Here is a 23982-nt window from a genome sequence, read left to right on the forward strand (position 1 = left end):
CCATGCCGGGCCCCGGTCAGAAGGCGATCTCGGCGCCGGTGTCGTCCACTTCCCAGGTCAGCGCGCGGCCGCGCGCGCGGCACTCGGCTGCGAGCAGCGGAAACTGCACCTCGGCGGGCAGCGGCTGCGGCCGGTCGAGGTCATGCGCGGCCCCGTCCAGCCAGCCCCAGAGGCCGTCGTCCCGCCGGGTCCGGGTGGCCTCCGCGACCAGTCGCCAGCCGGGACCGCCGCGGCAGACCAGCACCCGCCCGCCCCAGGGCAGCGCCGATTCGAGGCACATGACGCCGAGCAGGATCATCTTCGCCTCGCCGCGCGAGAGGTCGCCCTCGGCCTCGAGGTCCACGCGCAGCCGCGCGCTTGCGCCCGCGAGAAGCTGGCGCAGGTCGCCCCGCGCCATCCGCTGCTCGCCCCGGGCCAGCCCGAAGGCGAGACGGAAGGTCGAGATGCGGGCCTGCATCGCCCCGAGGCTGTCGGTGATGAGCGCCAGCTCGCCGCTCTGCCCCTGGGCGGGCATCGCCATCTCCAGCAGCTCGATCCCGTTGCCGATGGCGCCGAGGGGCGAGACGATGTCGTGGCACATCCGCGCCACCACGAGGCCGGCGAGCGTCGCGGGCTCGATCATTGTCCGGGGGGCGTTCATCGGCCCCGAGGCACCCCTTTGCAGGCGGCTCCCCCGATGAACGAGATGCTGGAACCGGGGATGCTCGTCCGCCATCCGGGCGCGCCGGAATGGGGCACCGGCCAGGTGCAGTCGCGCATCGGCGACCGGGTGACTGTGAACTTCGAGGAGGCGGGCAAGCAGGTGATCGACGGGCGCAGGGTCATGCTGATCGTGGTCTCCGGCACGTGAAGGGCCGGCGCACTGTGGGATACAACCAGAACGTGCGTCAAGTTTTAGGCAGACAACCGCCGACGCGATGAATGCTGTATTGACACATCTTTGTCACAGCCCGGTCAGACGAATTGCTCGCGGATCAGGCGCTCCTCCAGCCCGTGGCCGGGATCGTGCAGCAGGACATGCGACATCTGGGGAAAGGTGGTGATTTCGACCCAGACGACCGATTCGACCCCGCGCGAATCGGCGTGGGCCATGACCGGGCGCTTCTCGGGCTCGAGGATGTCGAAGCGCACCCTGGCGGTGTCGGGCAGGATCGCGCCACGCCACCGCCGCGGCCGGAACGGCGCGATCGCCGTCAGCGCCAGCACGTTCGAGCCGAGCGGCACGATCGGCCCATGGGCCGAGTAGTTGTAGGCGGTCGAGCCCGCGGGCGTGGAGAGCAGCGCGCCGTCGCAGACCAGCTCCTCCATCCGCACCCGGCCATTGACGCTGATCCTCAGCCGCGCCGCCTGCATGCCGACCCGCAGCAGGCTGACCTCGTTGATCGCAAGGGCCTGATGGCGGCCGCCGTCGGTCGCCTCGGCGATCATCTTCAGGGGATGGATCACGGTATGCTCGGCCGCGGCGATGCGCTCGGGCAGACCATCCTCGTGGTAGTCGTTCATCAGGAAGCCGACCGTGCCGCGGTTCATGCCATAGACCGGCAGGCCGAGATCGCGGTGCAGGGTCGAGAGCATCAGCCCGTCGCCGCCGAGCGCGACGATCACTGCCGCCTCCTCGACCGGCGTCTGGCCATAGCGGGCCACAAGACTTCCATGGGCGAGCCGGGCCGTGTCGGTGTCGCTCGCGACGAAATGCATCCGCTCCATGCGGGAGAGTGTTGGGAGCCCGCGCCCGGATTGGCAAGCCGGGCTTTGAAGCGGCGGCGGAACCGGCTATGCGGTTTTCCATCACGCCCGAGGGGAGACCGCCGATGTCCAGTGCCGCCACGACTGCCTTCTTCACCGAGGACCTCGCCACGCGCGACCCGGAGATCGCCGAGGCGGTCCGGCTGGAGCTGGGCCGGCAGCGCGAGGAAATCGAGCTGATCGCGTCGGAGAACATCGTCAGCCGCGCGGTGCTCGAGGCGCAGGGCTCGGTCCTGACGAACAAATATGCCGAGGGCTATCCCGGCAGGCGCTACTACGGCGGCTGCCAGTTCGTGGACATCGCCGAGGAGCTGGCAATCGAGCGGGCGAAGAAGCTCTTCGACTGCGGCTTTGCCAACGTGCAGCCGAACTCGGGCTCCCAGATGAACCAGGCCGTGTTCCTCGCGCTGTTGAAGCCGGGCGACACCTTCATGGGGCTGGACCTGAACGGCGGCGGGCACTTGACGCATGGCTCGCCCGTCAACATGTCGGGCAAGTGGTTCGACGTGGTCAGCTACGGCGTGCGCCAGCAGGACCAGCTGCTCGACATGGACCAGGTCCGCGACCGCGCGAGGGAGAGCCGGCCGAAGCTCATCATCGCCGGCGGCACCGCCTACAGCCGCATCTGGGACTGGGCCGCCTTCCGCGAGATCGCGGACGAGGTGGGGGCGTATCTGATGGTCGACATGGCGCATATCGCGGGGCTGGTCGCAGGCGGCCAGCACCCCTCGCCCCTGCCCCATGCCCATGTCGTGACCACGACCACGCACAAGTCGCTGCGCGGCCCGCGCGGTGGCATGATCCTGACGAACGACGCCGAGATCGCCAAGAAGATCAACAGCGCCGTGTTCCCCGGCCTGCAGGGCGGCCCGCTGATGCATGTGATCGCCGCCAAGGCCGTGGCCTTCGCCGAGGCGCTGCGGCCGGAGTTCCGCGACTATGCCGCGCAGGTGGTGGGCAACGCCCGTGCGATGGCCGACGAGCTGATGAAGGGCGGCATCGACATCGTCTCGGGCGGGACGGACAACCACCTGATGCTGGCCGACCTGCGCCCGAAGGGCGTGACGGGCAAGGCGACCGAGGCGGCGCTCGGCCGCGCGCATGTCACCGCGAACAAGAACGGGGTGCCGTTCGACCCGGAGAAGCCGTTCGTGACCTCCGGTGTGCGCCTGGGGACGCCGGCGGGGACGACGCGCGGCTTCCGCGACGAGGAGTTCCGCCAGATCGCCCGCTGGATCGTGCGGGTGGTGGACGGGCTCGCCTCGGGCGGTGAGGCGGGGAATGCGGCGGCGGAGGCGGCGGTGGCCGAAGAGGTGAAGGCGCTCTGCGCGCGCTTCCCGCTCTATCCGGAGCTGTAGGCGGTCAGACGAGGCCCCGCCGCACCATCATCCACAGCACGAAGGCGCCGAGCAGCAGCAATCCGAACAGCACCGTGGCGGCGATATTCGTCGCCCGGTGCTGCGCCCGGCTCATCTTCCCGAGGGGTCGCAGATGCCGCACGAGCGCCGCATGCGCGCGCTCGGCCGCGCCCTGGTCGATCTGCCTTGCGATCCGGGCCGAGCCGGCCAGCCGCTGCGTCTCGGCCAGCCGCTTCGCCTCGCGCCGGAGCGGGCGCGGCAACGCCCCGCCCCTGCGGCGCAGCATCAGATCGAGGTCCGCATGCGCCCCGCGCTTCAGGCCGCCGAACCGCTCGGCCATCAGCACCGCGATCTCGTCGGCCATCTGCCCGACCCGTTCGGCATCCATCCTGCGCGTCTCCCTGCCCTGGAGCCAAGCCTAATCCCCGTGGCGAACCCGCACCAGACCGGCTAGACCCGGCGCATGGAGCTGAACCGCATCACCACCGGCGAACCCGGTGCCGATCCGCCCGTGATCCTCGCCCACGGCCTCTTCGGCGCCGCCCGCAATCTCGGCGGCCTCGCCCGGCGGCTCGAGGGCCGGCGGCGGGTGCAGGTGGACATGCGCAACCATGGGGACAGTCCGTGGAGCGACGATCACTCCTATCCGGCGCTCGCCGATGACCTCGCGCGGGTGATCGAGGCCGAGGGCGGGGTCGCGGATGTCGTGGGGCATTCGATGGGCGGCAAGGCGGCGATGGCGCTCTCCCTCATGCACCCCGAGAAGGTCCGGCGGCTGGTCGTGCTCGACATCGCGCCGGTCGCTTACAACCACAGCCAGGCCGACATCGCCGCCGCCGCGCAGAGCGTCGACCTCGCCGCGGTTGAGCGCCGCTCGGATGCCGACCGGCTGCTGGCCGCGGCGGGCGTCGAGGACCCCGGCACCCGCGCCTTCCTGCTTCAATCGCTGGAGGTGCGGCCCGATGCACGGGCCCGGTGGCGGATGAACCTTGACGTGCTGGAGGGCGCGATGGACGGCCTCACCGGCTGGCCCGAGGAGGCGTTGACGCCGGGCGCCTTCGACGGACCCGTTCTCGCCCTGCACGGCGCGAACTCCAGCTATGTCAGCGACAAGGGCCGCGCCGGGTTCGGCCGCTGGTTCCCGCAGGCCGAGCTTCGCCGCGTCGAGGGCTGCGGCCACTGGCTGCATGCCGAGCGGCCGGAGGCAGTGGGCGACGCCGTGGCGGGCTTCCTCGCCTGAGCTCACTCCGGCGGGCGGTTGGGCTTCGTCACCACGCCATAGGGGTTGTCGGCATGCAGCCCCTCGGGGTCCTCGGGGTGATGCTCGATCTCGCGCCGGAGCAGCATCCGGGCGATGATCCAAGCCGCGGCGATGCCGATCACCGCGCCAATCCCGCCCCAGATCAGGATCGAGGCCGCGTTCACGTGGCCGAGCGACAGCGCCGCGATGACGCCGATCCCGGCGCAGCTGCCCATCGCGATGATGAGGATCAGGGGGAACAACCGTGTCATGCGGCCTCCTAGCGCGTGTCGGAGCGCAACATGCGCGCGATCAGGTTGTCGCGCAGCCAGAACTGGTGGAACAGCGCCCCCGCGATGTGCAGCAGCACGACCGCGACCAGCAGCGACTTCAGCGTGGCGTGCAGCTCGCCCACCGCCTCGGATTTGCTGAGCCAGGCGCTGAGCCCTGCCAGCGGGACGGCGTAGAGCAGCACATACATCGCGGTATGCGAGGCCCGCGACAGGAGCACGTCCCAGCGGGGCGAGGCTGGGGACGCGGGCGGCACCCCCTGCAGGGCGCGGGCCAGCGTGCGGAGGACGACGAGGACCAGGATCGTCGCGCCGATGCCCATGTGCAGCCGGGCCGTGGCGGGGGCCTCGCCCTCGGAACTGGTCTCGCGCACCCGCTCGAAGGCGTCGGCCATGTCGCCGCCGGTGAGGAGCTGCGCCACAACCAGCGCGGCGATGGTCCAGTGGATGAGGATCTGCAGGGTCGAGTAGCCGGTCGAGAGGCGCATGGCGGCGGTCCTTGATGCGTGGCTGCAAAGGCAACACCGGTCGCGTCAAGTCGTTCCCACGGCGCGGAAATCTCAGGCGCAGTTGACGCAATGGGGCGTGTCGGGCAGCGCCCTCAGCCGCGCCGGCGCGATCTCGTCGCCACATTTGACGCAGGTGCCGTAGCTGCCCTCCTCGATCCGCCCAAGCGCCGCGTCGATCCGCCGAACCTCGGCCCGTTCGGCCTGGCCCAATGCCGAGAGCACCTCGTCCCCCTGCCGCTCGCTCGCCGCATCCTCCCAGTCGCGCGGCATCGGGTCGTCGAGCTGGTCGGCGATGACGGCGAGGTTGCCGATGAGCTCGGCCCGGCGGGCGAGGAGACGGTCGCGGGCGGTGGCGGGGGTCATGGCGGGCTCATGGGTTGGGCATTGGGGGTGAGGATGGGACAGCGGCGGGGCTCCGGTCAATGATTGCGTGCGTGGAGGTTTGTTAAGGGATCTCGGGCAGGATGCAGGGATGTCGCGCTACAGCCGCCCTCACCTGCCCGGTGCCACGGTGTTCTTCACGGTCGCTCTGGCGGATCGGGGATCGGGGCTGCTGACGGCGGACGTGGCACGGCTGCGCGAGGCGGTGCGGCGGACGCGGGCGGAACGGGCCTTCGGAATCGAGGCCTTCGTGGTCCTGCCCGACCACCTGCATTGCATCTGGACGCTGCCGGAGGGCGATGCGGACTACGCGACCCGGTGGCGGATCATGAAGGCGCGTTTCTCGCGCGGGGTGGAGGTGGGGGAGCGGCGGGCGAGCCATGTGGCGCGGGGCGAGCGCGCGGTGTGGCAGCGGCGGTATTGGGAGCACCACATCCGCGACGAGGCGGATTTCGCCGCGCACCTGCGCTATTGCTGGTTCAACCCGGTGAACCACGGATTAGTAGCGCGGCCGGAGGATTGGCCGTATTCCTCGGTCCACCGCGAGATCGGCGGCCCGCGATGGGAATGGGCGTGGGGCGTTACGATCGACGTCCCCGAACCGTAGGGTGCGTGGTTTCCACGCACCGTGTTGCGGCGGGATGGTGCGTGCAGAGCACGCACCCTACAGGTTGTTATTGTTCGCTCAAAATGGAATACGATCAGGGTCCAATTCGTCCAATCGAGAAATTAGCTCATCAAGGGTTTCTTCGGCACCCGTCGCCTTCCGCTCAATGACCCTAATCATGTCCCTTATCCGAGAGAAGTAGGGCATTCCGCCTATATCGTCATCGGTAAAAGAGTCAACCTCTTCATCGATGAAATTATGAATGCTGATCTTGAAGAATGGGTGCGGATTGCCGCGCTCATCGACAGCCTCCATCTCTTGCAAAACAATCGTTTCACTCCCCATACTGGTTAGATACTTGCCCTCTTGAGCCGTCTTCTCCCAAGATATTTTTCCTATCTCAGTGAGCTTTAGCAAAAGATCGGTCAAGCGCCGCCATTTAGCTACCGTAGCAGTAGGAGCATCAGCCATTATTCGCCCTCGCGATACCTCGTAGCAACTCAACCACTTTCGTGATTTGATCCTTCTGCGCGGTGGCGACGCTCCTCAAGCGCTTTGCGTCTGAAGCGGCATTCGCCCGCCCGTCTCCCCGATCTGCCGACGCCGCGATGGTGCGAAACTGGTGCCCAGCCCTTGCCAATCCGGCGCGCGCATCCCCGTCCAACATTCCCTCTGTCTGTGCAACTACCGAATTGATGGCATCCGCTATCCGGTTGGCACGATCAGCTACAAGTATCCAAGTGTGCGAAGCGATCGCGGTATGCAGTTCGTCCACCATCCCGGCTATCCTTGTCGCCTCATATAGCAGGTCAACGTTAAGGACGCGCGCTCTTGCAGCCTCCGAGGCGCGTTGGGCAGCTCGTGCTGCGTGCTCAGCGTCCCTTGCGGCAGACCCTGCCTTTCTTGCGAAGTGAACAGTGAGAATGGTACCCACTAGGGAAATCAGTATCCCGAGAGCGCCGTATGTGTGAGCAAGCCAATTTGGCACCCTCACCCATCCATCTTCAACGCCGAGATGAACGCGCTCTGCGGGATCTCCACCTTCCCGAACTGGCGCATCTTCTTCTTCCCGGCCTTCTGCTTCTCCAGCAGCTTCTTCTTCCGCGTCGCGTCGCCGCCGTAGCACTTGGCGGTCACGTCCTTCCGCAGCGCCGCCAGCGTCTCGCGGGCGATCACGCGGCCGCCGATGGCCGCCTGGATCGGGATCTTGAACATGTGCCGCGGGATCAGGTCCTTCAGCTTCTCGACCATCGCCCGGCCCCGCGCCTCGGCCCGGTCGCGGTGGACCATGATCGAGAGCGCGTCCACTGGCTCGTCGTTCACCAGGATCGACATCTTCACCAGATAATCCTCGCGGTATTCGCTGATCTGGTAGTCGAAGCTGGCATAGCCCTTGGTCACCGACTTCAGCCGGTCGTAGAAGTCGAACACCACCTCGGCCAGCGGCAGGTCGTAGACCACCATCGCGCGCGAGCCGGCATAGGTCAGGTCGAGCTGGATGCCGCGGCGGTCCTGGCAGAGCTTCAGCACGTCGCCCAGATACTCGTCGGGGACCATGATCGTGGCCTTGATGCGCGGCTCCTCGATGTGGTCGATCAGCATCGGGTCGGGCATGTCGGCGGGATTGTGCAGCTCGCGCACCTCGCCGTCCTTCATGTGCAGCTTGAAGACCACGCTCGGCGCGGTGGTGATGAGGTCGAGGTCGTATTCCCGCTCCAGCCGGTCGCGGATCACCTCGAGGTGCAGCAGCCCGAGGAAGCCGCAGCGGAAGCCGAAGCCGAGGGCGGCCGAGGTCTCCATCTCGTAGGAGAAGCTCGCGTCGTTCAGCGCCAGCTTCTCGATCGCGTCGCGGAGCGAGTCGAAGTCGGCCGCATCCACCGGGAAGAGGCCGCAGAAGACCACCGGCTGCGCGGGCTTGAAGCCGGGCAGCGGCTCGGTCGCGCCCTTCCGCTCATGGGTGATGGTGTCGCCGACGCGGGTGTCGCGGACCTGCTTGATCGAGGCGGTGAAGACGCCGATCTCGCCGGGGCCGAGCTCGGGGATGTCCACCATCTGCGGGGTCAGGACGGCGAGCTTGTCGATGCCGTAGAGCGCGCCGGTCTGCATCATGCGGACCCGGTCGCCCTTGCGGATCACGCCGTCCATGACGCGGATCATGACGACGACGCCGAGGTAGGGGTCGTACCAGCTGTCCACCAGCATCGCCTTCAGCGGCGCGTCCCGTTCGCCCTTGGGCGCAGGCAGGCGGTGGACGATGGCCTCCAGCACGTCTGGGATGCCAAGGCCGGTCTTGGCGCTGATCGGGATGGCGTCGGAGGCGTCGATGCCGATCACGTCCTCGATCTGGGCCTTGACCTGCCCCGGCTCGGCGGCGGGCAGGTCGATCTTGTTCAGGACGGGGACGATCTCGTGCCCCGCGTCGATCGCCTGATAGACGTTGGCCAGCGTCTGCGCCTCGACCCCCTGCGTGGCGTCCACCACCAGCAGCGAGCCTTCGACCGCGCGCATGGAGCGGCTCACCTCGTAGGCGAAGTCCACGTGGCCGGGGGTGTCGATCAGGTTGAGGATGTAGGTCTTCCCGTCCTGCGCCGGATAGGCGATGCGGACGGTGTTGGCCTTGATGGTGATGCCGCGCTCGCGCTCGATATCCATGCTGTCGAGCATCTGCGCCTTCATGTCGCGCTCGGCGACGGTGCCGGTCAGCTGGATCAGCCGGTCGGCAAGCGTGGATTTGCCGTGGTCGATATGCGCCACGATGGAGAAATTGCGGATTTGCGAGAGCTCGGTCATGGCGCGGCTATAGTGGCAGGCGGGGGGGCTGGAAAGGGGCGTCAGCGGGCGATGCAGTCGGTCAGCAGCGGCGTTTCGTCCGGGCCTTCGTAGAGGCTGGCTTGGTCGCCCTTGGTCCAGAAGGTGAAGGGCGGCTCGCCTTCCACGGAGGTATAGCGCGCGCCCGAGCCGCTGATGGCTTGGGACATGGGCATCAGGCCCTCGCCGCGGGTGACGACGGCGTGGCTGTCGCCGGCCGTGGTGTTGATGAACACGGCCTCCAGCACCGCGCCGCTTGGGCAGTGATAGGTGACGTGGAGGAACTGGTCGCCCTCGGCATGGGCGGTAGTGGCGGCGAGGGCGGCGAAAGCGAGGCGGGTCATCGGCGGGCTCCTGGCTGGCGACGGCCAGCATAGCCGCCGATTCGCGCGCGCGGCACAAGATTTCGCGCGCGGGGAACCTTTCCCGCACCACCCCTGCGTGTTGAGCGGAAGGCCCGGTTTTGCTACCCTCGCCGGATCAAGAGGGGCGGCCAAGCGTCCCCGCGAAACATGAGGGACGACAAAGCCATGAACCGCGCACTCCTCGCCGCCGCCACCGTGGTCCTGACCACGCCCTTCGCCGTGGCCGGCCCCATCGACAACGCCTGCGTCCGGTCCGAGCGGGCCGCGCGCGCGGGCCAACTCTGCGGTTGCATCCAGCAGGTCGCGAACATGACGCTCTCGACCCAAGACCAGCGGCGTGCGGCGGCGTTCTTCCGCGATCCCGATCAGGCGCAGCAGGTTCGCATGTCGAAGAGCGGCGCCGACAACGCCTTCTGGGGCCGCTACAAGAACTTCGCCGCCACGGCCGAGGCCTACTGCGCCCGCTGAACCGATGCGGGTCGTGGTCCTGACCGGCGCCGGCATCTCGGCCGAGAGCGGGCTTGCGACCTTCCGCGGGGCCGGTGGGTTGTGGGAAGGGCATGCGGTCGAGGACGTGGCGACGCCCGAGGCCTTCGCCCGCGACCCGGCCCTCGTCCACCGCTTCTACGACATGCGCCGCCCGCGAGCGAAATCGGCGCAGCCGAACGCCGTGCATCGGGCGCTCGCCCGGCTGCGCGAGGTTCACGACCTGACCCTCGTCACGCAGAACGTGGACGACCTGCACGATCGCGGCGGCGCGAACGACGTGATCCACATGCACGGCCGCCTCGACGGCGCTCTCTGCGCCGGCTGCGGCCATCGCTGGCCGGCGCCGGAGAGCCTCGCCGGCCTCCTCTGCCCCGCCCGCGGCGCGAAGGAAGCGCGCCCCGACATCGTCTGGTTCGGCGAGATGCCCTACGAGATGGACCGCATCCTCGCCGCGCTCGAGGCCTGCGACGTCTTCGCCGCCATCGGCACCTCGGGCCAGGTCTACCCCGCCGCGGGCTTCGGCCGGATCGCGGCGCAGGCCGGCGCGCATACGGTCGAGCTGAACCTCGACCGCTCGGCCATCAGCCGCGACTTCCATGAGCACCGCATCGGCCCGGCGACCGAGACCGTGCCCGCCTGGGTCGAGGAACTCTCGGCCCGTGCCTGAGCGTCAGGGCGCCCGGTTGTAGCGGATGAAGGGCGACTTCACCGCCACCCGGTCGTAGAGCATCCGCCCGGCATAGTTGAACTCCTGCGTGAGCCAGTAGACCGCGGGCACAGCCGCCGCGTCGGCGGCGGCATAGACCGCCTCGATCAGCGCCCGCCCCACCCCGCGCCCGCGCGCCTCGGGGATCGTGTAGAGGTCCTGGAGGTAGCACACGCCCTCGGGCCGCCAGAGGTTCGGGTGGAAGACGTAATGCGTCAGCCCCAGCAGCCGGCTGTCCTCCTCGGCCACCAACCCGTGGAAGTCCCGCGGATCGCCCGAGAGAAGCCGCGCGAAGGCCTGGTCGAAGAACGCCTGCGGCTGGTCCGGCCGCTCGTAATAGAGCTGGTAGCCGTCATAGAGGACCTGCCACTGCTGCCTGTCGCCGGCCTCGACCGGCCTGATCCTGACGCTCATGCCATTCCCCCTCAGCCGCGCACAGTCTGGCCGAACCCCCGCGCCTGCGCCAGCCAAGCGCTAATTTTTTCGTACGAAAATCGTGGACGTTTCTTCGTACGAAGAAACGTGGCGCGCGGGGCGGCTGAACCGCGCGGCACCCCGGCGCGTTGCCGGCACACGAAACCGGAGGACCGATCATGGCAGAGGCCAGCGAGATCCAGAAGGACATGGAGGTCATCGGCGCCGATGGCGTGCATGTCGGCATCGTCGACCACATGGAGGGCGACCGCATCAAGCTCAAGCGCAAGGACGAGGCGCACGGGATGGAGCGGGACCACCACCACTACGTCCCGCTCGCCAATGTCGCGTCGGTCGATGGTGGCCGGGTGCGGCTGTCGGCCAAGGCGGCCGAGGCGAAGATCCTGATGGAGGAGAAGGACGGCTCGGGCGTCGAGGGCGCCTGAACGGCCGGGCGGCAGGCGGGTTCAGCGCCCCTGCCGCCGCGCCATGAAGGCCAGCCGCTCGAACAGCGCCACGTCCTGCTCGTTCTTCAGCAGCGCCCCGTGCAGCTTCGGCAGCATGCTGGCCGGATCGCGCTTCAGGTCCTCGGGCGAGAGGTCCTCGGCCAGGATCAGCTTCAGCCAGTCCAGCAATTCGCTGGTCGAGGGCTTCTTTTTCAGGCCCGGCGCCTCGCGCAACTCGAAGAACTGGTGCAGCGCCTCGTCCAGCAGCCGCGGCTTCAGGCCGGGATGGTGGACGTCCACGATCCGCTTCAGCGTCTCGGCATCGGGGAAGCGGATGTAGTGGAAGAAGCAGCGGCGCAGGAAGGCGTCGGGCAGCTCCTTCTCGTTGTTGGAGGTGATGATGACCACCGGGCGGTGCGCGGCGCGGATGGTCTCGCCCGTCTCGTAGACGTGGAATTCCATCCGGTCGAGTTCCTGCAGCAGGTCGTTCGGGAACTCGATATCCGCCTTGTCGATCTCGTCGATCAGCAGCACGACCTTGGCCTCCGCCTCGAAGGCCTGCCACAGCTTGCCCTTGCGGATGTAGTTCTTCACGTCATTGACGCGCGCGTCGCCCAGCTGGCTGTCGCGCAGCCGGCTGACGGCGTCGTACTCATAGAGGCCCTGCTGGGCCTTGGTCGTGGACTTGATGTGCCATTCGACGATCGGCAGGCCAAGGCTTTCCGCCACCTGCCGCGCCAGTTCGGTCTTGCCGGTCCCCGGCTCGCCCTTGACCAGCAGCGGCCGCTCCAGCGTCACCGCGGCGTTCACCGCCATCTCGAGATCGGGCGGGGCGACGTAGCTCGGGGTCGAGCGGAACTGCATGGCGTGACCTCCTGCGGCGGCGCGCAGGCGGGATAGCCCCGCCATGCGCCAGCCGCAAGGCGCGAGGGGCGTGACAAGGCGGCAGCCATACCTTAAGGGGACGCGCGGGAGGCCGGGTGCCCTCACCCCCGGCCGAGGGAGAGACTATGAAGCCGCAGAATTTCCTGCCTGAAGATTATCGCCCGGCCGAAGACGAGCCTTTCATGAACGAGCGGCAACTCGAGTATTTCCGCCGCAAGCTGAGAGCCTGGAAGCACGAGTTGCAGGAGCAGTCGGCCGAGACGCTGGAAGGGCTGCAGGACAGCGCCCGCAACGTTCCCGACATCGCCGACCGCGCCTCCGAGGAGACCGACCGCGCGCTCGAACTCAGGACCCGCGACCGGCAGCGCAAGCTGGTCAGCAAGATCGACGCGGCGCTGCGCCGGATCGAGTCCGGCGAATACGGCTATTGCGAGATGACCGGCGAGCCGATCAGCCTCAAGCGCCTCGACGCGCGGCCGATCGCCACCATGACGCTGGAGGCGCAGGAGCGTCACGAGCGGCGCGAGCGGGTGCATCGCGACGACTGACGGCGCGGGCAGCGACGCCGGGGGCTGCGCGCCCCCGGACCCCTGCGGGATATTTCCAGACAGAAGAACAGGGTGCGGCCATCGGTCCCACCCGGTTGGCGGGTGTGGCGCGATCCGCGAGGCTGCGTTAGCATCGCGGTCATGACCGAACCCGCTCGCCTCCACGAACGCCCTGTCGCCGTGATCGGCGGCGGCATCGCCGGGCTGACCGTGGCCGCGGCCCTCGCCCGCCGGGGCGCCAGCGTCACGGTCCATGAGCGCGCCGAGGCACTGCGCGAGGTCGGCGCAGGCATCCAGATCTCGCCCAATGCGCGCCGCGTCCTCGACGCACTCGGGCTCGCCGACCGGCTCGAGGCGATCTCGGCTCGCGCCGAAGCGGTGGAGTTGCGCGATGCCTCGGGGCGCAGGGTCACGCGGCTGGACCTGCAATCGCAGCGCCCCGGCGAGACCTTCCACTTCGTGCATCGCGCGCGGCTGCTGGCGCTGCTCGAGGAGGCGGCGCGGTCATCGGGCGTGACGATCCGCCTCGGCGAGGCCGTGGAGGATGTGCCCGACGCGGCGCTGATCGTCGGCGCCGACGGGCTGCACTCGCAGCAGCGCGAGCGGCTGAATGGCTCCGGCCGACCGTTCTTCACCGGCCAGGCCGCCTGGCGCGCGCTGATCCCGGCCGAGGCCAACCCCGCCCCCGTGGCGCAGGTCTTCATGGGCCCCGGCCGCCATCTGGTCAGCTACCCGCTGGGCGAGGGCTTGCGCAACATCGTGGGCGTGCGCGAGACCGACGACTGGACGGCCGAGGGCTGGTCGCGCGAGGACGACCCGGCGGCCATGCGGGCCGCCTTCCAAGGGTTCGGCGGCCCGGTGCACGACTGGCTGGCGAAAGTCGAGCGCTGCGGCTGGTGGGGCCTCTTCCGCCACGAGGTCGCGCGGCACTGGCATGACGGCCGCCGCGTCCTGATCGGCGACGCCGCCCACCCGACGCTGCCCTTCCTCGCGCAGGGCGCCTGCATGGCGATCGAGGACGCCTGGCGCCTGGCCGTGCATCTGGACCGCACGCCGCAGGCCGAGGCGCTCGCCGCCTTCGAGGCCGAGCGGCGGCCGAGGGTCACGCGGATCGTGGACGCGGCGACCGCGAATGCGCGGAACTATCACCTGACCGGGCTGCCGAAGGTCGCCGCGCATACGTTCCTGCGGGTGGGAGCATGGGTGGCACCGGGCGCGGTATTCGGGCGTTATGCGTGGGTCTACGACTACGATCCGACGGTGGAGTAGCGGCGCGGTGCGTGCAGAGCACGCACCCTACAGGAGCCGTAGGGTGCTTGCTCTGCACGCAGCCCCCCTCACGCCGCCCGCTCCACCGCCGCGACGATCCCCTCGACCACCTCGCGCAGCACCGCCTCGTCCTCGGCCTCGGCCATGACGCGGATCAGCGGCTCGGTGCCGGAGCGACGGATCAGCACGCGGCCCTCGCCGTTCAGCCGCCCCTCGGCCGCCTCGATCACGCGGCGGACCTCGTCGCGGGTCAGAGGGTCGTCGCCCTCGCGGTAGCGCACGTTCTTGAGCATCTGCGGCACCGGCTCGAACTGCTCGACGAGGCGGCTGGCCTTCTCGCCGGTCTCGGCCATGGCGGCCAGCACCTGCAGGCCGGCGATCAGGCCGTCGCCGGTCGTGGCGTAGTCGGTCATCACGATATGACCCGACTGCTCGCCGCCGAGGTTGAAGCCGCCGGCGCGCATCCGCTCGACCACGTAGCGGTCGCCGACCGCCGTGCGCTCAAGGGCAAGGCCGCGCGCGGCCATGAACCGCTCGAGCCCGAGATTCGACATCACCGTCGCCACGAGCGCGCCGCCCTTTAGCCGCCCCTGCTCGGCCCAGCGGCCGGCGAGCAGCGCCATGATCTGGTCGCCATCCGCCACCCGGCCCTTCTCGTCCACGATCATCACCCGGTCGGCATCGCCGTCGAGGCTGATGCCGAGGTCGGCGCGGTGGCGCAGCACCGCATCGCGGCAGGCCTCGACATGGGTGGAGCCGACGCCGTCGTTGATGTTGAGGCCGTCCGGCTCGACCCCGATCGGCACCACCTCGGCGCCGAGCTCCCAAAGCACCTCCGGCGCGACCCGGTAGGCGGCGCCATTGGCACAGTCCACGACCACGCGCAGCCCGTCGAGCCGCAGCCCCGCGGGGAAGGTGGTCTTGGCGTATTCGACATAGCGCCCGCGCCCGTCCTCGATCCGGCGCGCGCGGCCGATCTGGCGCGGCTCGGCCAGCGGGATCTCGCCGGCGACAATGGATTCGATCTCCGTCTCGGCCTCGTCGGAGAGCTTGAAGCCGTCGGGGCCGAAGAACTTGATCCCGTTGTCAGCCGCCGGGTTGTGGCTGGCCGAGATCATGATGCCGAGATCGGCGCGCATCGACCGCGTCAGGAACCCGACCGCGGGCGTCGGCACCGGGCCGAGCAGCAGCACGTTCATGCCGGTCGAGGTCAGCCCGGCCGTTAGCGCGTTCTCCAGCATGTAGCAGCTGAGCCGCGTGTCCTTGCCGATCACCACGCGATGCGCCGAGGTGCCGTCGCGGCGGAAGAAGCGGCCGGCGGCGGCGCCGAGGCGCAGCGCCATCTCGGCCGTCATCGGGTGGCTGTTGGCGCGGCCGCGGACCCCGTCCGTGCCGAAGAGCGTCCTGCCCATGCGTCCCCCGTCTTCTAGCGCGTGACCGCCTGCCACAGGGCCAGCCCCTGCGCCGCGTCCGCGACATTGTGGACGCGATGTATCTGCACCCCCTGCGCCACGGCGGCAAGCGTCACGGCCAGCGATCCGGGATCGCGCGCGGGCGCCGGCAGGTCGCCGCCTGCCGGGGCGCCGACGGTTCCGATGAAGCGCTTGCGCGAAACGCCGAGGAGGACCGCGCAGCCAAGACCGTGAAAGACCGAGATGCGGCGCAGGAGCGCGAGGTTGTGCGCGGCGGTCTTGCCGAAGCCGATGCCGGGATCGACGGCGATGCGCGCGCGCGGAATGCCTGCGGCCTCGGCCCGGGCGACGCGGGCCTCGAGCGCCTCGTAGACCTCGAACACCACGTCGCCGTAGCGCGGGTCCGCCTGCATCGTCGCGGGCAGGCCTTGCGCGTGCATCAGCACAAGATGCGCGCCGGTGGCCGCCACGGCGGCGGCCATGCCGGGATCGAAGTCGAGACCGGAGACGTCGTTGACCACCGCCGCGCCCGCCGCCACAGCCTCGCGCGCGACCGCGGCCTTTCGGGTGTCGGCGGAGAGGACCGCTTGACCCGAAAGCGCCTCAAGCACGGGCAGGATGCGGGCAGCCTCGGTCTCGGTGGGCAGTTCCTCGGCGCCGGGACGGGTCGACTCGCCGCCGATGTCGAGGATCGTGGCGCCCTGAGCGCCCAGATTGCGGCCATGCGCGACGGCGTCCGCGGGGTCGGCCCACAGCCCGCCATCCGAGAAGCTGTCAGGGGTGACGTTGACGATGCCCATAAGCTGCGGCCGGTCCAAGGCCAGGTCCGCGAAATCCGGCCGCGGTGCGGTGAGCGTCTCCAGCACCTCGGGCGGCGCGTCCTCTGCCGCGAGTTCCTCGGGGGCGCGCCCGGCGCGCAGCGTCTCGATGCGCGAGAAGCGGACCCAGCCCCCGGCGAGCGGCAAGCCGGATTCGGCGGGCACGGGACGATAGAGGCGGCGGTCGGTCATCGGGCGTCCGGCTTTGCGTGAAAGGCCGGAGGACGGGGGCCCCTCAACCCCTGCCCTCCGGCCGCGCCGGGCGACGCCGCTCCGCCAGGGAGGGCGTCAGCGCCGGCGCCCGTCACTCTAGGCAGGGCGCCGCGCGTTAAACAAGATCAAGCTGCGGAGGCTTGCGGCGGGCTCTCGACGGCGCCCAGCCCCAGCTTCAGCCGCAGCGCCGCGGGCAGTTGCCGCGCCGAGGTGACGCGGGGCAGAGGCGACTCGACGATGCGGCGGTCCGCGCCCCAGAGGCGCAGGTACTCATCGTAATTGTCGAAACGCGCGCGCTCGGCGTGATCGACCCAGGTCTCGGCCGGCGCGCCTTCCGCGAGGACGACGTCATGCGCCTCGGTCTCGATATGGTAGAAGGTCGCGCGCTCCGGCATTTCCTCGGCCGCAAGCCGCCGGATGCCGCGCCCGTCGACGAGCGCCGCGGCCGTGATCGCGAGCCCGCCGAGGATCAGCGCATGATCCGCCGTCACCACCAGATCGCGCCGCGGCAGCGCCGCCAGGTCCGGCCCGGCCCCGAGCGCCCCCGCCGCGATCCGCACCGGCGCCAGGCGCCCCGAGGCCGCGGCGCGGCGCACCGTCTGCCGTCCGACCCAGCGGACCGGAACCGCCCGGCCGTCGGCGGTCGCGACCTCGTCGCCGGGGGCCAGCGTCTCCACCGCGCGTTCGCCCGCAGGGGTGGCGATCAGCGTGCCCGCGGCGAAGCAGAAGAGCTGCGAGGGATCGAGGATATCGGCTGCCGCATTATCCCCACCGTCAAAGACCTTGAACGTGGAGTTCGGCAGCAGAGGCTTGTTCGAGGCGACGCCAACCGTGGTATAGCTGCCCCCGCCCCTGTCGACGTTGATGGTCCAGACCGTCTGCTCCGACCCGTCCGGGTTCCTGACCTCCATGCGAAAGCCGACATGGATCCCGGTGCCGGTGGGATAGGTCTTGCCGCCCATCGTCAGGGGCTCGAGCAGCCGCTGGAACATGCCCTCCACAATCTGGTCGTTGAAGGTCGTGTCGTTGTCCTCGACCCGAACGGTGAGGTAGTCGCTCGGCGTGAAGGAACCCGTGGGAATCAGATCGTTGATGCGGGACGTGAAACCCTCGGTGCCCGGATTGCTCCGATCCTCCCCGTTGAGCAATCTGATCCCGGTCCCGAAGGCGTCCGCGGCGAGGAACGAGATCGTGTACGTGTTGGCCACGGCATGCCTCGGTGATAATCCGGTCGCCTTCCCGCATACAGGCAACCCCGAACAATCTCCAAGAGAAATCTGCTGTGTTATTCAACCTTTGCATGTGATACGTGCAACGGCGCCACCCCGGCCGCCGCGCATGGCTTGACAGCCCCCGCCCCGCCCCGCACGGCTGGCCGACACCGCGATGGAAACGGGAGAGGCGGGACAAGCATGGCTGAGGCAGGCGCTGCCCAACCGCCCGAGCGGGTGATGCTCGAGGGCAGTCTTGGCATCGCCACGCTCGCCGCGCTCGCGCGCAACCTCGCCGACCTGCCGGCCGACCGGCCGCTGATCCTCGATCTGACGGCGGCGAGTTCGGTGGATACCGCCGCCGTCATGGCGCTGCTGGAGGAGCGCGACCGGCGCCTGGCCGCCGGCCAGCCGGTCGAGATCGCCCCCGGCCCTGCGCGCGAGCGGCTGCTGGCGCTGATCGACGAGACCGTGCCGCTTGCCCCCGACCCGGCCCCGCGACGCCGGACGCTCGCCGACGATCTGGAGCGGATCGGCCGCGGGACCGCGGGCTTCGTTGTCACCGGGGCCGAGCTTCTGGGCTATCTCGGCCTCTTCCTCGACCGCCTCGCCCGCGCCATCGTGCAGCCCCGGCGCTTCCGCCTGACGGCCTTCGTGGCGCAGGCCGACGCCGCCGGGCTGCAGGCGGTGCCGATCGTGCTGCTGATCTCGTTCCTGATCGGCGTCGTCATCGGCTTTCAGGGGGCGCTGCAGCTGCGCCAGTTCGGGGCCGAAATCTTCGCCGTGGACCTGATCGCAATCTCGGTGCTGCGCGAACTGGCGGTGCTGCTGACCTCGATCATCGTCGCCGGCCGCACCGCCTCGGCCTACACCGCCACCATCGGCAGCATGAAGATGAACGAGGAGATCGACGCCATGCGGACCCTCGGCATCGACCCGGTCGAGGCGCTGATCGTGCCGCGCATCCTGGCGCTGATCGTCACCCTGCCGATCCTCGTGCTGCTGGCGGACATCGCGGGCCTGATCGGCGGCGCGGCGATGAGCTGGGCCACGCTCAACATCTCGCCCAGCATGTTCGCCACCCGGCTGATCGAGGGCGTGGACTGGATCCACGCCGTCGTCGGTCTGGTGAAGGCGCCGGTCTTCGCGCTGCTGATCGGGCTCATCGGCTGCCATGCGGGGATGCGGGTCAAGGGCGACGCGGCCTCGCTGGGGATGATGACCTCGCGCGCGGTGGTGGCGGCGATCTTCGCGGTGATCGTGGCGGATGCCGGCTTCTCGATCGTCTTCGCGGAGGTGGGGTTGTGATGGCGGAACGCGACGCCGTCATCCGAGTCCGAGGCCTCAGGAACGCCTTCGGCGATCATGTCGTCCACGAGGACCTCGACCTCGACCTCTGGCGCGGCGAGATCCTCGGCATTGTCGGCGGTTCGGGCACCGGCAAGTCGGTGCTGCTGCGGTCGATCGTGGGGCTGCAGAAGCCGCAGGCGGGCACCATCGAGATGCTGGGAAGCGAGGTCACCGGCCCCTCGGACGCCGAACTCGAGGCTTTGCGCGGGCGCTTTGGCGTCATGTTCCAGGATGGGGCGCTGTTCTCGTCGCTGACCGTGCGCGAGAACGTCGAGGTGCCGCTGCGCGCCGTCGAGGGCCTTTCGCCCGAGGCGCGGACTGCGCTGGCCGATCTCAAGATCGCCCTCGTGGGCCTGCCCGACAAGGCGCGCCACGACTATCCCGCCGAGCTTTCGGGCGGCATGAGGAAGCGCGCCGGGATCGCCCGGGCGCTCGCGCTCGACCCGGACATCCTGTTCCTCGACGAGCCGACCGCCGGCCTCGACCCGATCGGCGCCTCGGGTTTCGACCGACTGGTGGTGGAACTCGCCCGCGGCCTCGGCCTCAGCGTGTTCCTCGTCACCCACGACCTCGACACGCTCTACGCCTGTTGCGACAGGGTCGCGGTGCTGGCGAACCGCAAGGTGCTGGCCGAGGGGACGCTGGACGACATGCTCAAGGTGGATCATCCGTGGGTGCAGGAGTATTTCCACGGGCCACGGGCGCGCGCGGCCTTCTCGGCGGGCGGATAAGGGAGAGACGATGGAGACCCGCGGCCGCTACGTCCTGATCGGCGCCTTCACCGTCTTCGGCTTCCTCGGGATCGTCGGTTTCCTGATGTGGTTCGGCGCGGCGCAATCGAACCGTCAGTTCGCCTATTACGACGTGCTCTTCGACACCGTCTCGGGCATCACCCGCAGCTCCGAGGTCCGTTTCGCGGGCCTGCCGGTGGGACAGGTGCAGGAGCTCGACCTCGACCCGCTTGGTTCGGGCATGGTCCGTGTGCGGCTCGAGATTGCGGCGCTGACGCCGGTGCGGACCGGCTCGGTCGCCACGCTCGAGGGGCAGGGCGTGACCGGCACCTCGATCGTCGCCATCACGCCCGGCGATCCCTCGCAGCCGCTGCTGCGCGACACCGTCGAGGGCGTGCCGATCATCCCTTCCGGCCTCTCGCCGCTGCAGAGCCTCACCGTCAGCGGGCCGGCCCTGCTCGAGCAGGCGCTGCAGGCGGCGGAGCGGATCAACACGGTGCTCTCGGCCGAGAACATCGAACACGTGGAGTCGATCATCGCCAATGTGGACGAGGCCTCGGCGCGGCTCGCGAACACGCTGGCCAATGCCGACGAGGCGATGGCGGGCATTGGTGGCGCGGTGGAGGCGATCTCGGGCCTCTCCGACGCCGCCAACGTCATCGCCGAGCGGGCCGGGCCGCTGATCGACACCGCCGGCGCCGCGATCCGCGATTTCGCCGGGCTGCGGGATCAGGCCGCGAGCGCGCTCGACGCCGGGACAAGGGCGCTGACGGCGGCCGAGGAGGCCATCGCCACCGACCTGCGGCCCGCGCTCGCCGATCTCGCGCAGACCTCGGGCCAGCTGCGCGAGACGGTGGCGACGCTTGCACCGGAAGCCGAGGGGCTGGTCAGCTCGTGGAACGCCACCGGGCAGGCCGCCGCCGCGCGACTGGCCGAGGCCGAGCCGCTGATCGCGAGCCTGACCGCCACCGCGCAGGCCATCGACGCCGAGACCATCGGCCGGCTGAACGCCACGCTCGACACCCTCTCGACCGAGCTGCCGCAGATCGCCGCGCAGCTGCGCGAGACCGCCGACGCCCTCGGACCCGGCGTGCAGGACCTGGTGGCGACCTGGGGCGAGACCGGGACGCAGGCCACCGCGCGGCTGGCCGAGGCCCAGACGCTGATCGCCTCGCTCGACGCCGCTGCCACGCGGGTCACGGCGCTGACCGATACATGGACCGCGGCCGGGTCCGCCGCCACCGCCCGCCTGAACGAGGCCGAGCCCCTGATCGCCAGCCTCCGCGCCTCGGCCTCGGCCATCGAGGCCGAGACCCTCGAGCGGCTGAACGCCACACTCGACACGCTCTCGACCGAACTGCCGCAGATCGCCACGCAGCTGCGGCAGACGGTGGACCGCCTCGCCCCGGGCGCCGAGCAGCTGCTGGCAACCTGGGACGAGACCGGCACGGCCGCCGCCGCGCGGCTGGCCGAGGCCGAGACGCTGATCGCCACGCTCGACACCGCCGCCGCCGCGGTGACCGCGGTGAGCCAGACCTGGAACAGCACCGGCACCGAAGCGACCGCCCGTCTCGACGAGGCCGAGGCGCTGATCGCGAGCCTGCGCGCCTCGGCCGATGCGCTCGACGCCGAGACCATCGGCCGGGTCAACGCCGCCCTCGACCAGATGGCCACCGACCTGCCGGCGCTCACCGGCGACCTGCGGCAGGCCGGGGCCAGCGCGGCCGAGGCCTTCACCGCGATCTCGGACATGGTCGGCCGCATCCGGGGCCCGCTCGACAGTTTCCTCAGCGCCGGGCTGCCCGAATACACGCGCCTCGGCGGCGACCTGCGCGGCCTGACCAGCAACCTCAGCAGCCTCGTCGCGGGCCTGCGCTCCGGCCCGGCCGGGGGGCTCATCAGCAATGACCGCAACGTCCCGGAGTTCCGCCGATGACCCGCCCCGCCCGCCTCGCGCTCGCGCTCGCCGCCGTCTCGCTCATGCCCGGCTGCGCCGCCCTCGGCGCGCTCGGCGGCGGCGGCCCGCCGCGCGACGCCTACGAGCTGCGCGGCCCTCTGCCGGGCGAGCGGCCCCCCGCGCGCACGAGCCTGCATGTGATCGTCGAGCCGCCCATCGTCACCGGCGCGCTCGACACCGACCGCATCCTGATCCGCCCCAACCGCCTGCAGGCGCAGTACCTGCCCGACGGCAACTGGACCGACAAGCCGGCCGAAATGCTGCAGGCGGCGCTCGTCCGCGCGATCGACGGCAGCGGCGCCTTCCGCTATGTCGGCCGCGAGCCGCTGGGCCTCGGCGGCGACTACGCGCTCGTGACCGAGATCACCGATTTCCAGGCCGAGGTGGGCTCGGACGGCAGGGTGACGGACCGGCTGCGGGTCTCGGCCAAGCTGGTGCGCGAGAGCGACGTGGACGTGATCGCGCAGCGGATCTTCGACGTGGCGGTGCCGGTGGCCTCCAGCGGCACCCTCGACATCGTGGCCGCGCTCGACGGGGCGATGACCGCCATCGTGGCGCAAATGACCGAATGGACCGTGGCCACGCTGACCTGATCTTTTCGGGGGCCAAGGATCGGCTTGCATATCCGGCCGCCGACCGCGACTGTTGCGCCCGGAATGAAGGAGCCCCCCATGACCAGACGCATCGCACTCGCCGGTTTCGTGCATGAAAGCAACAGCTTCGCGCCGACACCTGCGGGGATCGAGGCGTTCCGGCACGGCGGCGGCTACCTGCCGATGGCGCGCGGCGCGGCGATCTTGGAGGCGCCGCGCGGGGTCAACCTGCCCATCGTCGGCGCGATCCTGCATGGCGAGGCGCAGGGCTGGGACATGGTGCCGATCCTCTACGCGGGCGCCCTGCCCTCGGCCCCCGTGACGCGCGACGCCTATGACCGGATCGCCGGCGAGATCGTTGAGGGCATCGCCGGGGCGGGCAAGCTCGACGGCGTGTTCCTCGACCTCCACGGCGCCATGGTGGCCGAGCATCTCGAGGACGGCGAGGGGGAGTTGCTTGCGCGTATCCGCCAGGCGGTCGGCCCGGCCGTGCCGGTGGTCGCCGCCCTCGACCTGCACGGCAACATCAGCCGCGAGATGGTCGAGGCGGCGGACCTGCTGGTGGGCTTCCGCACCTATCCGCATGTGGACATGGCCGAGACCGGCCGCCGCGCGGCGAAGCAGCTCGACCGGCTGATCGCGCAGGGGAAGCCCGACGCCAAGGCCTTCCGGCAGCTCGACTTCCTCATCCCGATCGCGTGGCAGTCCACCTCCATGCAGCCGGGCGCGGGCCTCTATGAACTGGCCGCCGAAGCCGAGGGGATGCCGGGCGTCGCCTCGGTGTCGCTCTTCATGGGTTTCCCTGCGGCCGATATCCGCGACTGCGGCCCCTCGGTCGTGGCCTATGGCGAGACGCCTGAGTTGGCGCGCCGGGCTTGCGACCGGGTGGCCGACGCCGTTGGCATGTGCGAGCCCGCCTTCTCGGGCGAGGTGCTGGAGCCGGAGGCCGGGGTACGCCGGGCGATGGAACTGGCGCAGCGGGCGGGCGAAGGCCCGGTCATCATCGCCGACACACAGGACAACCCCGGCGCGGGCGGGGACAGCAACACCACGGGGATGCTGAAGGCCCTCGTCGCCTGCGACGCGCAGGATGCCGCCATCGGCCTGATGGTGGACGCCGAGGCCGCCGCCGCCGCCCATGCCGCGGGCGAGGGCGCCGAGGTCGAGCTGACGATGGGCGGCCGTGCCGGCATCCCCGGCGACACGCCCTTCACCGGGCGTTTCACCGTCGAGCGTCTCGCCGACGGCCGCTTCGACGCCAAGGGCCCGTTTTACGGCGGCGTGACGCTGGAACTCGGCCCCTCGGCCTGCCTCCGCATCGGCGGCGTGCGGGTGGTGCTGACCTCGGAGAAGACCCAGATGGCCGACCGCGAGATGTATCGCTTCGTCGGCATCGACCCCGAGGCCCAGGCGATCCTCGTGAACAAGAGCTCGGTCCATTTCCGCGCCGACTTCCAGCCGATCGCGCGCACGATCCTCGTCTGCGCGGCGCCGGGGCCGATGCCGGTCTCGCCCGCATCGCTGCCCTTTACGCGCCTGCGCCGCGGCGTCAGGCTGGCGCCGATGGGGCGGTCCTTCGTGCCCGCCTGAAGCCACTGGCCGGACCCGGCGCCAAGACCGGGCCGTCCGACCCAGA

General features: G+C 70.1%; 29 protein-coding genes. 14 read left to right on the top strand and 15 right to left on the bottom strand.

All coding sequences use genetic code 11. The features are described 5' to 3' along the window. Window positions 1–16 precede the first annotated feature (16 nt). Window positions 17–622, bottom strand: a complete 606-nt coding sequence (locus GI374_RS08625; RefSeq protein WP_229582982.1) for a histidine phosphotransferase family protein — start codon at window positions 620–622, stop codon at window positions 17–19. A gap of 54 nt (window positions 623–676) precedes the next feature. Between GI374_RS08625 and GI374_RS08630 the strand changes: the two genes are divergently transcribed. Further along, complete coding sequence (locus GI374_RS08630; protein ID WP_154336637.1) at window positions 677–850, top strand: DUF3553 domain-containing protein; 174 nt, start codon at window positions 677–679, stop codon at window positions 848–850. A gap of 104 nt (window positions 851–954) precedes the next feature. Here the strand turns inward: GI374_RS08630 and GI374_RS08635 are convergent, their stop codons facing one another. Beyond that, window positions 955–1707, bottom strand: a complete 753-nt coding sequence (locus tag GI374_RS08635; protein WP_154336638.1) for an NAD kinase — start codon at window positions 1705–1707, stop codon at window positions 955–957. Window positions 1708–1811: 104 nt separating this feature from the next. On the opposite strand from GI374_RS08635, the gene glyA reads away from it, so the two are divergent. After that, window positions 1812–3104, top strand: coding sequence for a serine hydroxymethyltransferase (glyA, locus tag GI374_RS08640; RefSeq protein ID WP_154336640.1), 1293 nt, complete (start codon window positions 1812–1814; stop codon window positions 3102–3104). A 4-nt stretch (window positions 3105–3108) separates the two neighbouring features. Here glyA and GI374_RS08645 read toward each other — a convergent pair whose 3' ends face one another. After that, window positions 3109–3492 carry a hypothetical protein gene (locus GI374_RS08645; RefSeq protein ID WP_154336642.1) on the bottom strand — a complete coding sequence of 128 codons (384 nt, stop codon included), beginning with the start codon at window positions 3490–3492 and terminating at the stop codon, window positions 3109–3111. A gap of 75 nt (window positions 3493–3567) precedes the next feature. Between GI374_RS08645 and GI374_RS08650 the strand changes: the two genes are divergently transcribed. Continuing rightward, window positions 3568–4344: an alpha/beta fold hydrolase gene (locus tag GI374_RS08650; RefSeq protein WP_154336644.1), complete on the top strand. Its 777-nt coding sequence runs from the start codon at window positions 3568–3570 to the stop codon at window positions 4342–4344. A 2-nt stretch (window positions 4345–4346) separates the two neighbouring features. Here GI374_RS08650 and GI374_RS08655 read toward each other — a convergent pair whose 3' ends face one another. The 3 genes from GI374_RS08655 to GI374_RS08665 form a co-directional block, all read right to left on the bottom strand. Beyond that, window positions 4347–4616, bottom strand: a complete 270-nt coding sequence (locus GI374_RS08655) for a hypothetical protein (RefSeq protein WP_154336646.1) — start codon at window positions 4614–4616, stop codon at window positions 4347–4349. 8 nt (window positions 4617–4624) lie between these two features. Further along, window positions 4625–5122: a cytochrome b gene (locus tag GI374_RS08660; protein ID WP_154336654.1), complete on the bottom strand. Its 498-nt coding sequence runs from the start codon at window positions 5120–5122 to the stop codon at window positions 4625–4627. A 72-nt stretch (window positions 5123–5194) separates the two neighbouring features. Next, window positions 5195–5506 carry a TraR/DksA C4-type zinc finger protein gene (locus tag GI374_RS08665; RefSeq protein ID WP_154336656.1) on the bottom strand — a complete coding sequence of 104 codons (312 nt, stop codon included), beginning with the start codon at window positions 5504–5506 and terminating at the stop codon, window positions 5195–5197. Between the two features lie 109 nt (window positions 5507–5615). Between GI374_RS08665 and GI374_RS08670 the strand changes: the two genes are divergently transcribed. Beyond that, entirely contained in the window at window positions 5616–6131 is a 516-nt protein-coding gene (locus GI374_RS08670; protein ID WP_154336658.1) for a transposase, read from the top strand. Window positions 6132–6209: 78 nt separating this feature from the next. Here the strand turns inward: GI374_RS08670 and GI374_RS08675 are convergent, their stop codons facing one another. The 4 genes from GI374_RS08675 to GI374_RS08690 all read right to left on the bottom strand — a co-directional run bounded on the left by GI374_RS08675 (window position 6210) and on the right by GI374_RS08690 (window position 9283). Further along, window positions 6210–6602 (bottom strand): hypothetical protein, encoded by a 393-nt coding sequence (locus GI374_RS08675; RefSeq protein WP_154336660.1) that lies wholly within the window; start codon window positions 6600–6602, stop codon window positions 6210–6212. Further along, window positions 6595–6909 (bottom strand): hypothetical protein, encoded by a 315-nt coding sequence (locus GI374_RS08680; RefSeq protein WP_154336662.1) that lies wholly within the window; start codon window positions 6907–6909, stop codon window positions 6595–6597. Before GI374_RS08680 ends, GI374_RS08675 begins: the two co-directional genes overlap by 8 nt. A gap of 212 nt (window positions 6910–7121) precedes the next feature. Further along, window positions 7122–8921, bottom strand: a complete 1800-nt coding sequence (gene lepA / locus GI374_RS08685) for a translation elongation factor 4 (RefSeq protein WP_154336664.1) — start codon at window positions 8919–8921, stop codon at window positions 7122–7124. Between the two features lie 41 nt (window positions 8922–8962). After that, window positions 8963–9283 carry an MliC family protein gene (locus tag GI374_RS08690; RefSeq protein ID WP_154336666.1) on the bottom strand — a complete coding sequence of 107 codons (321 nt, stop codon included), beginning with the start codon at window positions 9281–9283 and terminating at the stop codon, window positions 8963–8965. A gap of 186 nt (window positions 9284–9469) precedes the next feature. On the opposite strand from GI374_RS08690, the gene GI374_RS08695 reads away from it, so the two are divergent. Further along, complete coding sequence (locus GI374_RS08695) at window positions 9470–9772, top strand: hypothetical protein (protein WP_154336668.1); 303 nt, start codon at window positions 9470–9472, stop codon at window positions 9770–9772. A gap of 4 nt (window positions 9773–9776) precedes the next feature. After that, window positions 9777–10460 (top strand): NAD-dependent deacylase, encoded by a 684-nt coding sequence (locus GI374_RS08700; RefSeq protein WP_154336670.1) that lies wholly within the window; start codon window positions 9777–9779, stop codon window positions 10458–10460. A 3-nt stretch (window positions 10461–10463) separates the two neighbouring features. On the opposite strand, the gene GI374_RS08705 is transcribed toward GI374_RS08700, so the two are convergent. Further along, on the bottom strand, window positions 10464–10913 hold the full coding sequence (locus tag GI374_RS08705) for a GNAT family N-acetyltransferase (RefSeq protein WP_154336671.1): 450 nt from the start codon (window positions 10911–10913) through the stop codon (window positions 10464–10466). Window positions 10914–11092: 179 nt separating this feature from the next. On the opposite strand from GI374_RS08705, the gene GI374_RS08710 reads away from it, so the two are divergent. Then, window positions 11093–11359 carry a DUF2171 domain-containing protein gene (locus GI374_RS08710; RefSeq protein ID WP_154336673.1) on the top strand — a complete coding sequence of 89 codons (267 nt, stop codon included), beginning with the start codon at window positions 11093–11095 and terminating at the stop codon, window positions 11357–11359. A 21-nt stretch (window positions 11360–11380) separates the two neighbouring features. On the opposite strand, the gene GI374_RS08715 is transcribed toward GI374_RS08710, so the two are convergent. Then, window positions 11381–12223 (bottom strand): MoxR family ATPase, encoded by an 843-nt coding sequence (locus GI374_RS08715; RefSeq protein ID WP_154336822.1) that lies wholly within the window; start codon window positions 12221–12223, stop codon window positions 11381–11383. Between the two features lie 146 nt (window positions 12224–12369). Between GI374_RS08715 and dksA the strand changes: the two genes are divergently transcribed. Next, window positions 12370–12792: an RNA polymerase-binding protein DksA gene (gene dksA / locus GI374_RS08720; RefSeq protein WP_154336675.1), complete on the top strand. Its 423-nt coding sequence runs from the start codon at window positions 12370–12372 to the stop codon at window positions 12790–12792. A 141-nt stretch (window positions 12793–12933) separates the two neighbouring features. Further along, window positions 12934–14061 (top strand): FAD-dependent oxidoreductase, encoded by a 1128-nt coding sequence (locus tag GI374_RS08725; RefSeq protein ID WP_154336677.1) that lies wholly within the window; start codon window positions 12934–12936, stop codon window positions 14059–14061. 68 nt (window positions 14062–14129) lie between these two features. Here the strand turns inward: GI374_RS08725 and glmM are convergent, their stop codons facing one another. From glmM to GI374_RS08740, 3 genes are all read right to left on the bottom strand, one after another. Next, window positions 14130–15473, bottom strand: coding sequence for a phosphoglucosamine mutase (gene glmM / locus GI374_RS08730; protein ID WP_154336679.1), 1344 nt, complete (start codon window positions 15471–15473; stop codon window positions 14130–14132). Window positions 15474–15487: 14 nt separating this feature from the next. Then, on the bottom strand, window positions 15488–16483 hold the full coding sequence (folP, locus tag GI374_RS08735) for a dihydropteroate synthase (protein ID WP_154336681.1): 996 nt from the start codon (window positions 16481–16483) through the stop codon (window positions 15488–15490). A 146-nt stretch (window positions 16484–16629) separates the two neighbouring features. Then, the gene (locus GI374_RS08740) at window positions 16630–17712 is read right to left on the bottom strand and encodes a Hint domain-containing protein (protein WP_370515238.1); all 1083 of its coding nucleotides are present in this window, start codon (window positions 17710–17712) and stop codon (window positions 16630–16632) included. Window positions 17713–17916: 204 nt separating this feature from the next. Between GI374_RS08740 and GI374_RS08745 the strand changes: the two genes are divergently transcribed. The 5 genes from GI374_RS08745 (at window position 17917) to GI374_RS08765 (ending at window position 23936) form a co-directional block, all read left to right on the top strand. Continuing rightward, window positions 17917–19023 carry an ABC transporter permease gene (locus GI374_RS08745; protein ID WP_154336682.1) on the top strand — a complete coding sequence of 369 codons (1107 nt, stop codon included), beginning with the start codon at window positions 17917–17919 and terminating at the stop codon, window positions 19021–19023. After that, window positions 19023–19796, top strand: coding sequence for an ABC transporter ATP-binding protein (locus GI374_RS08750; RefSeq protein WP_154336683.1), 774 nt, complete (start codon window positions 19023–19025; stop codon window positions 19794–19796). The genes GI374_RS08745 and GI374_RS08750 overlap by 1 nt, the downstream gene beginning before the upstream one ends. 10 nt (window positions 19797–19806) lie before the next feature. Further along, entirely contained in the window at window positions 19807–21732 is a 1926-nt protein-coding gene (locus tag GI374_RS08755; RefSeq protein WP_154336684.1) for an MlaD family protein, read from the top strand. Continuing rightward, the gene (locus tag GI374_RS08760; protein WP_154336685.1) at window positions 21729–22346 is read left to right on the top strand and encodes an ABC-type transport auxiliary lipoprotein family protein; all 618 of its coding nucleotides are present in this window, start codon (window positions 21729–21731) and stop codon (window positions 22344–22346) included. The genes GI374_RS08755 and GI374_RS08760 overlap by 4 nt, the downstream gene beginning before the upstream one ends. A 78-nt stretch (window positions 22347–22424) precedes the next feature. Next, on the top strand, window positions 22425–23936 hold the full coding sequence (locus GI374_RS08765; protein ID WP_154336686.1) for a M81 family metallopeptidase: 1512 nt from the start codon (window positions 22425–22427) through the stop codon (window positions 23934–23936). Window positions 23937–23982: the final 46 nt, after the last annotated feature.

The organism is Paracoccus sp. S-4012, assembly GCF_009674885.1.
GTDB lineage: Bacteria > Pseudomonadota > Alphaproteobacteria > Rhodobacterales > Rhodobacteraceae > Paracoccus.

Bases quoted from the DNA above. Each gene is read 5' to 3' on its own strand.
- GI374_RS08625 (WP_229582982.1), bottom strand. From the start codon at position 622: ATGATCGAGCCCGCGACGCTCGCCGGCCTCGTGGTGGCGCGGATGTGC.
- GI374_RS08630 (WP_154336637.1), top strand. From the start codon at position 677: ATGAACGAGATGCTGGAACCGGGGATGCTCGTCCGCCATCCGGGCGCG.
- GI374_RS08635 (WP_154336638.1), bottom strand. From the start codon at position 1,707: ATGGAGCGGATGCATTTCGTCGCGAGCGACACCGACACGGCCCGGCTC.
- glyA (WP_154336640.1), top strand. From the start codon at position 1,812: ATGTCCAGTGCCGCCACGACTGCCTTCTTCACCGAGGACCTCGCCACG.
- GI374_RS08645 (WP_154336642.1), bottom strand. From the start codon at position 3,492: ATGGATGCCGAACGGGTCGGGCAGATGGCCGACGAGATCGCGGTGCTG.
- GI374_RS08650 (WP_154336644.1), top strand. From the start codon at position 3,568: ATGGAGCTGAACCGCATCACCACCGGCGAACCCGGTGCCGATCCGCCC.
- GI374_RS08655 (WP_154336646.1), bottom strand. From the start codon at position 4,616: ATGACACGGTTGTTCCCCCTGATCCTCATCATCGCGATGGGCAGCTGC.
- GI374_RS08660 (WP_154336654.1), bottom strand. From the start codon at position 5,122: ATGCGCCTCTCGACCGGCTACTCGACCCTGCAGATCCTCATCCACTGG.
- GI374_RS08665 (WP_154336656.1), bottom strand. From the start codon at position 5,506: ATGACCCCCGCCACCGCCCGCGACCGTCTCCTCGCCCGCCGGGCCGAG.
- GI374_RS08670 (WP_154336658.1), top strand. From the start codon at position 5,616: ATGTCGCGCTACAGCCGCCCTCACCTGCCCGGTGCCACGGTGTTCTTC.
- GI374_RS08675 (WP_154336660.1), bottom strand. From the start codon at position 6,602: ATGGCTGATGCTCCTACTGCTACGGTAGCTAAATGGCGGCGCTTGACC.
- GI374_RS08680 (WP_154336662.1), bottom strand. From the start codon at position 6,909: ATGGTGGACGAACTGCATACCGCGATCGCTTCGCACACTTGGATACTT.
- lepA (WP_154336664.1), bottom strand. From the start codon at position 8,921: ATGACCGAGCTCTCGCAAATCCGCAATTTCTCCATCGTGGCGCATATC.
- GI374_RS08690 (WP_154336666.1), bottom strand. From the start codon at position 9,283: ATGACCCGCCTCGCTTTCGCCGCCCTCGCCGCCACTACCGCCCATGCC.
- GI374_RS08695 (WP_154336668.1), top strand. From the start codon at position 9,470: ATGAACCGCGCACTCCTCGCCGCCGCCACCGTGGTCCTGACCACGCCC.
- GI374_RS08700 (WP_154336670.1), top strand. From the start codon at position 9,777: ATGCGGGTCGTGGTCCTGACCGGCGCCGGCATCTCGGCCGAGAGCGGG.
- GI374_RS08705 (WP_154336671.1), bottom strand. From the start codon at position 10,913: ATGAGCGTCAGGATCAGGCCGGTCGAGGCCGGCGACAGGCAGCAGTGG.
- GI374_RS08710 (WP_154336673.1), top strand. From the start codon at position 11,093: ATGGCAGAGGCCAGCGAGATCCAGAAGGACATGGAGGTCATCGGCGCC.
- GI374_RS08715 (WP_154336822.1), bottom strand. From the start codon at position 12,223: ATGCAGTTCCGCTCGACCCCGAGCTACGTCGCCCCGCCCGATCTCGAG.
- dksA (WP_154336675.1), top strand. From the start codon at position 12,370: ATGAAGCCGCAGAATTTCCTGCCTGAAGATTATCGCCCGGCCGAAGAC.
- GI374_RS08725 (WP_154336677.1), top strand. From the start codon at position 12,934: ATGACCGAACCCGCTCGCCTCCACGAACGCCCTGTCGCCGTGATCGGC.
- glmM (WP_154336679.1), bottom strand. From the start codon at position 15,473: ATGGGCAGGACGCTCTTCGGCACGGACGGGGTCCGCGGCCGCGCCAAC.
- folP (WP_154336681.1), bottom strand. From the start codon at position 16,483: ATGACCGACCGCCGCCTCTATCGTCCCGTGCCCGCCGAATCCGGCTTG.
- GI374_RS08745 (WP_154336682.1), top strand. From the start codon at position 17,917: ATGGCTGAGGCAGGCGCTGCCCAACCGCCCGAGCGGGTGATGCTCGAG.
- GI374_RS08750 (WP_154336683.1), top strand. From the start codon at position 19,023: ATGGCGGAACGCGACGCCGTCATCCGAGTCCGAGGCCTCAGGAACGCC.
- GI374_RS08755 (WP_154336684.1), top strand. From the start codon at position 19,807: ATGGAGACCCGCGGCCGCTACGTCCTGATCGGCGCCTTCACCGTCTTC.
- GI374_RS08760 (WP_154336685.1), top strand. From the start codon at position 21,729: ATGACCCGCCCCGCCCGCCTCGCGCTCGCGCTCGCCGCCGTCTCGCTC.
- GI374_RS08765 (WP_154336686.1), top strand. From the start codon at position 22,425: ATGACCAGACGCATCGCACTCGCCGGTTTCGTGCATGAAAGCAACAGC.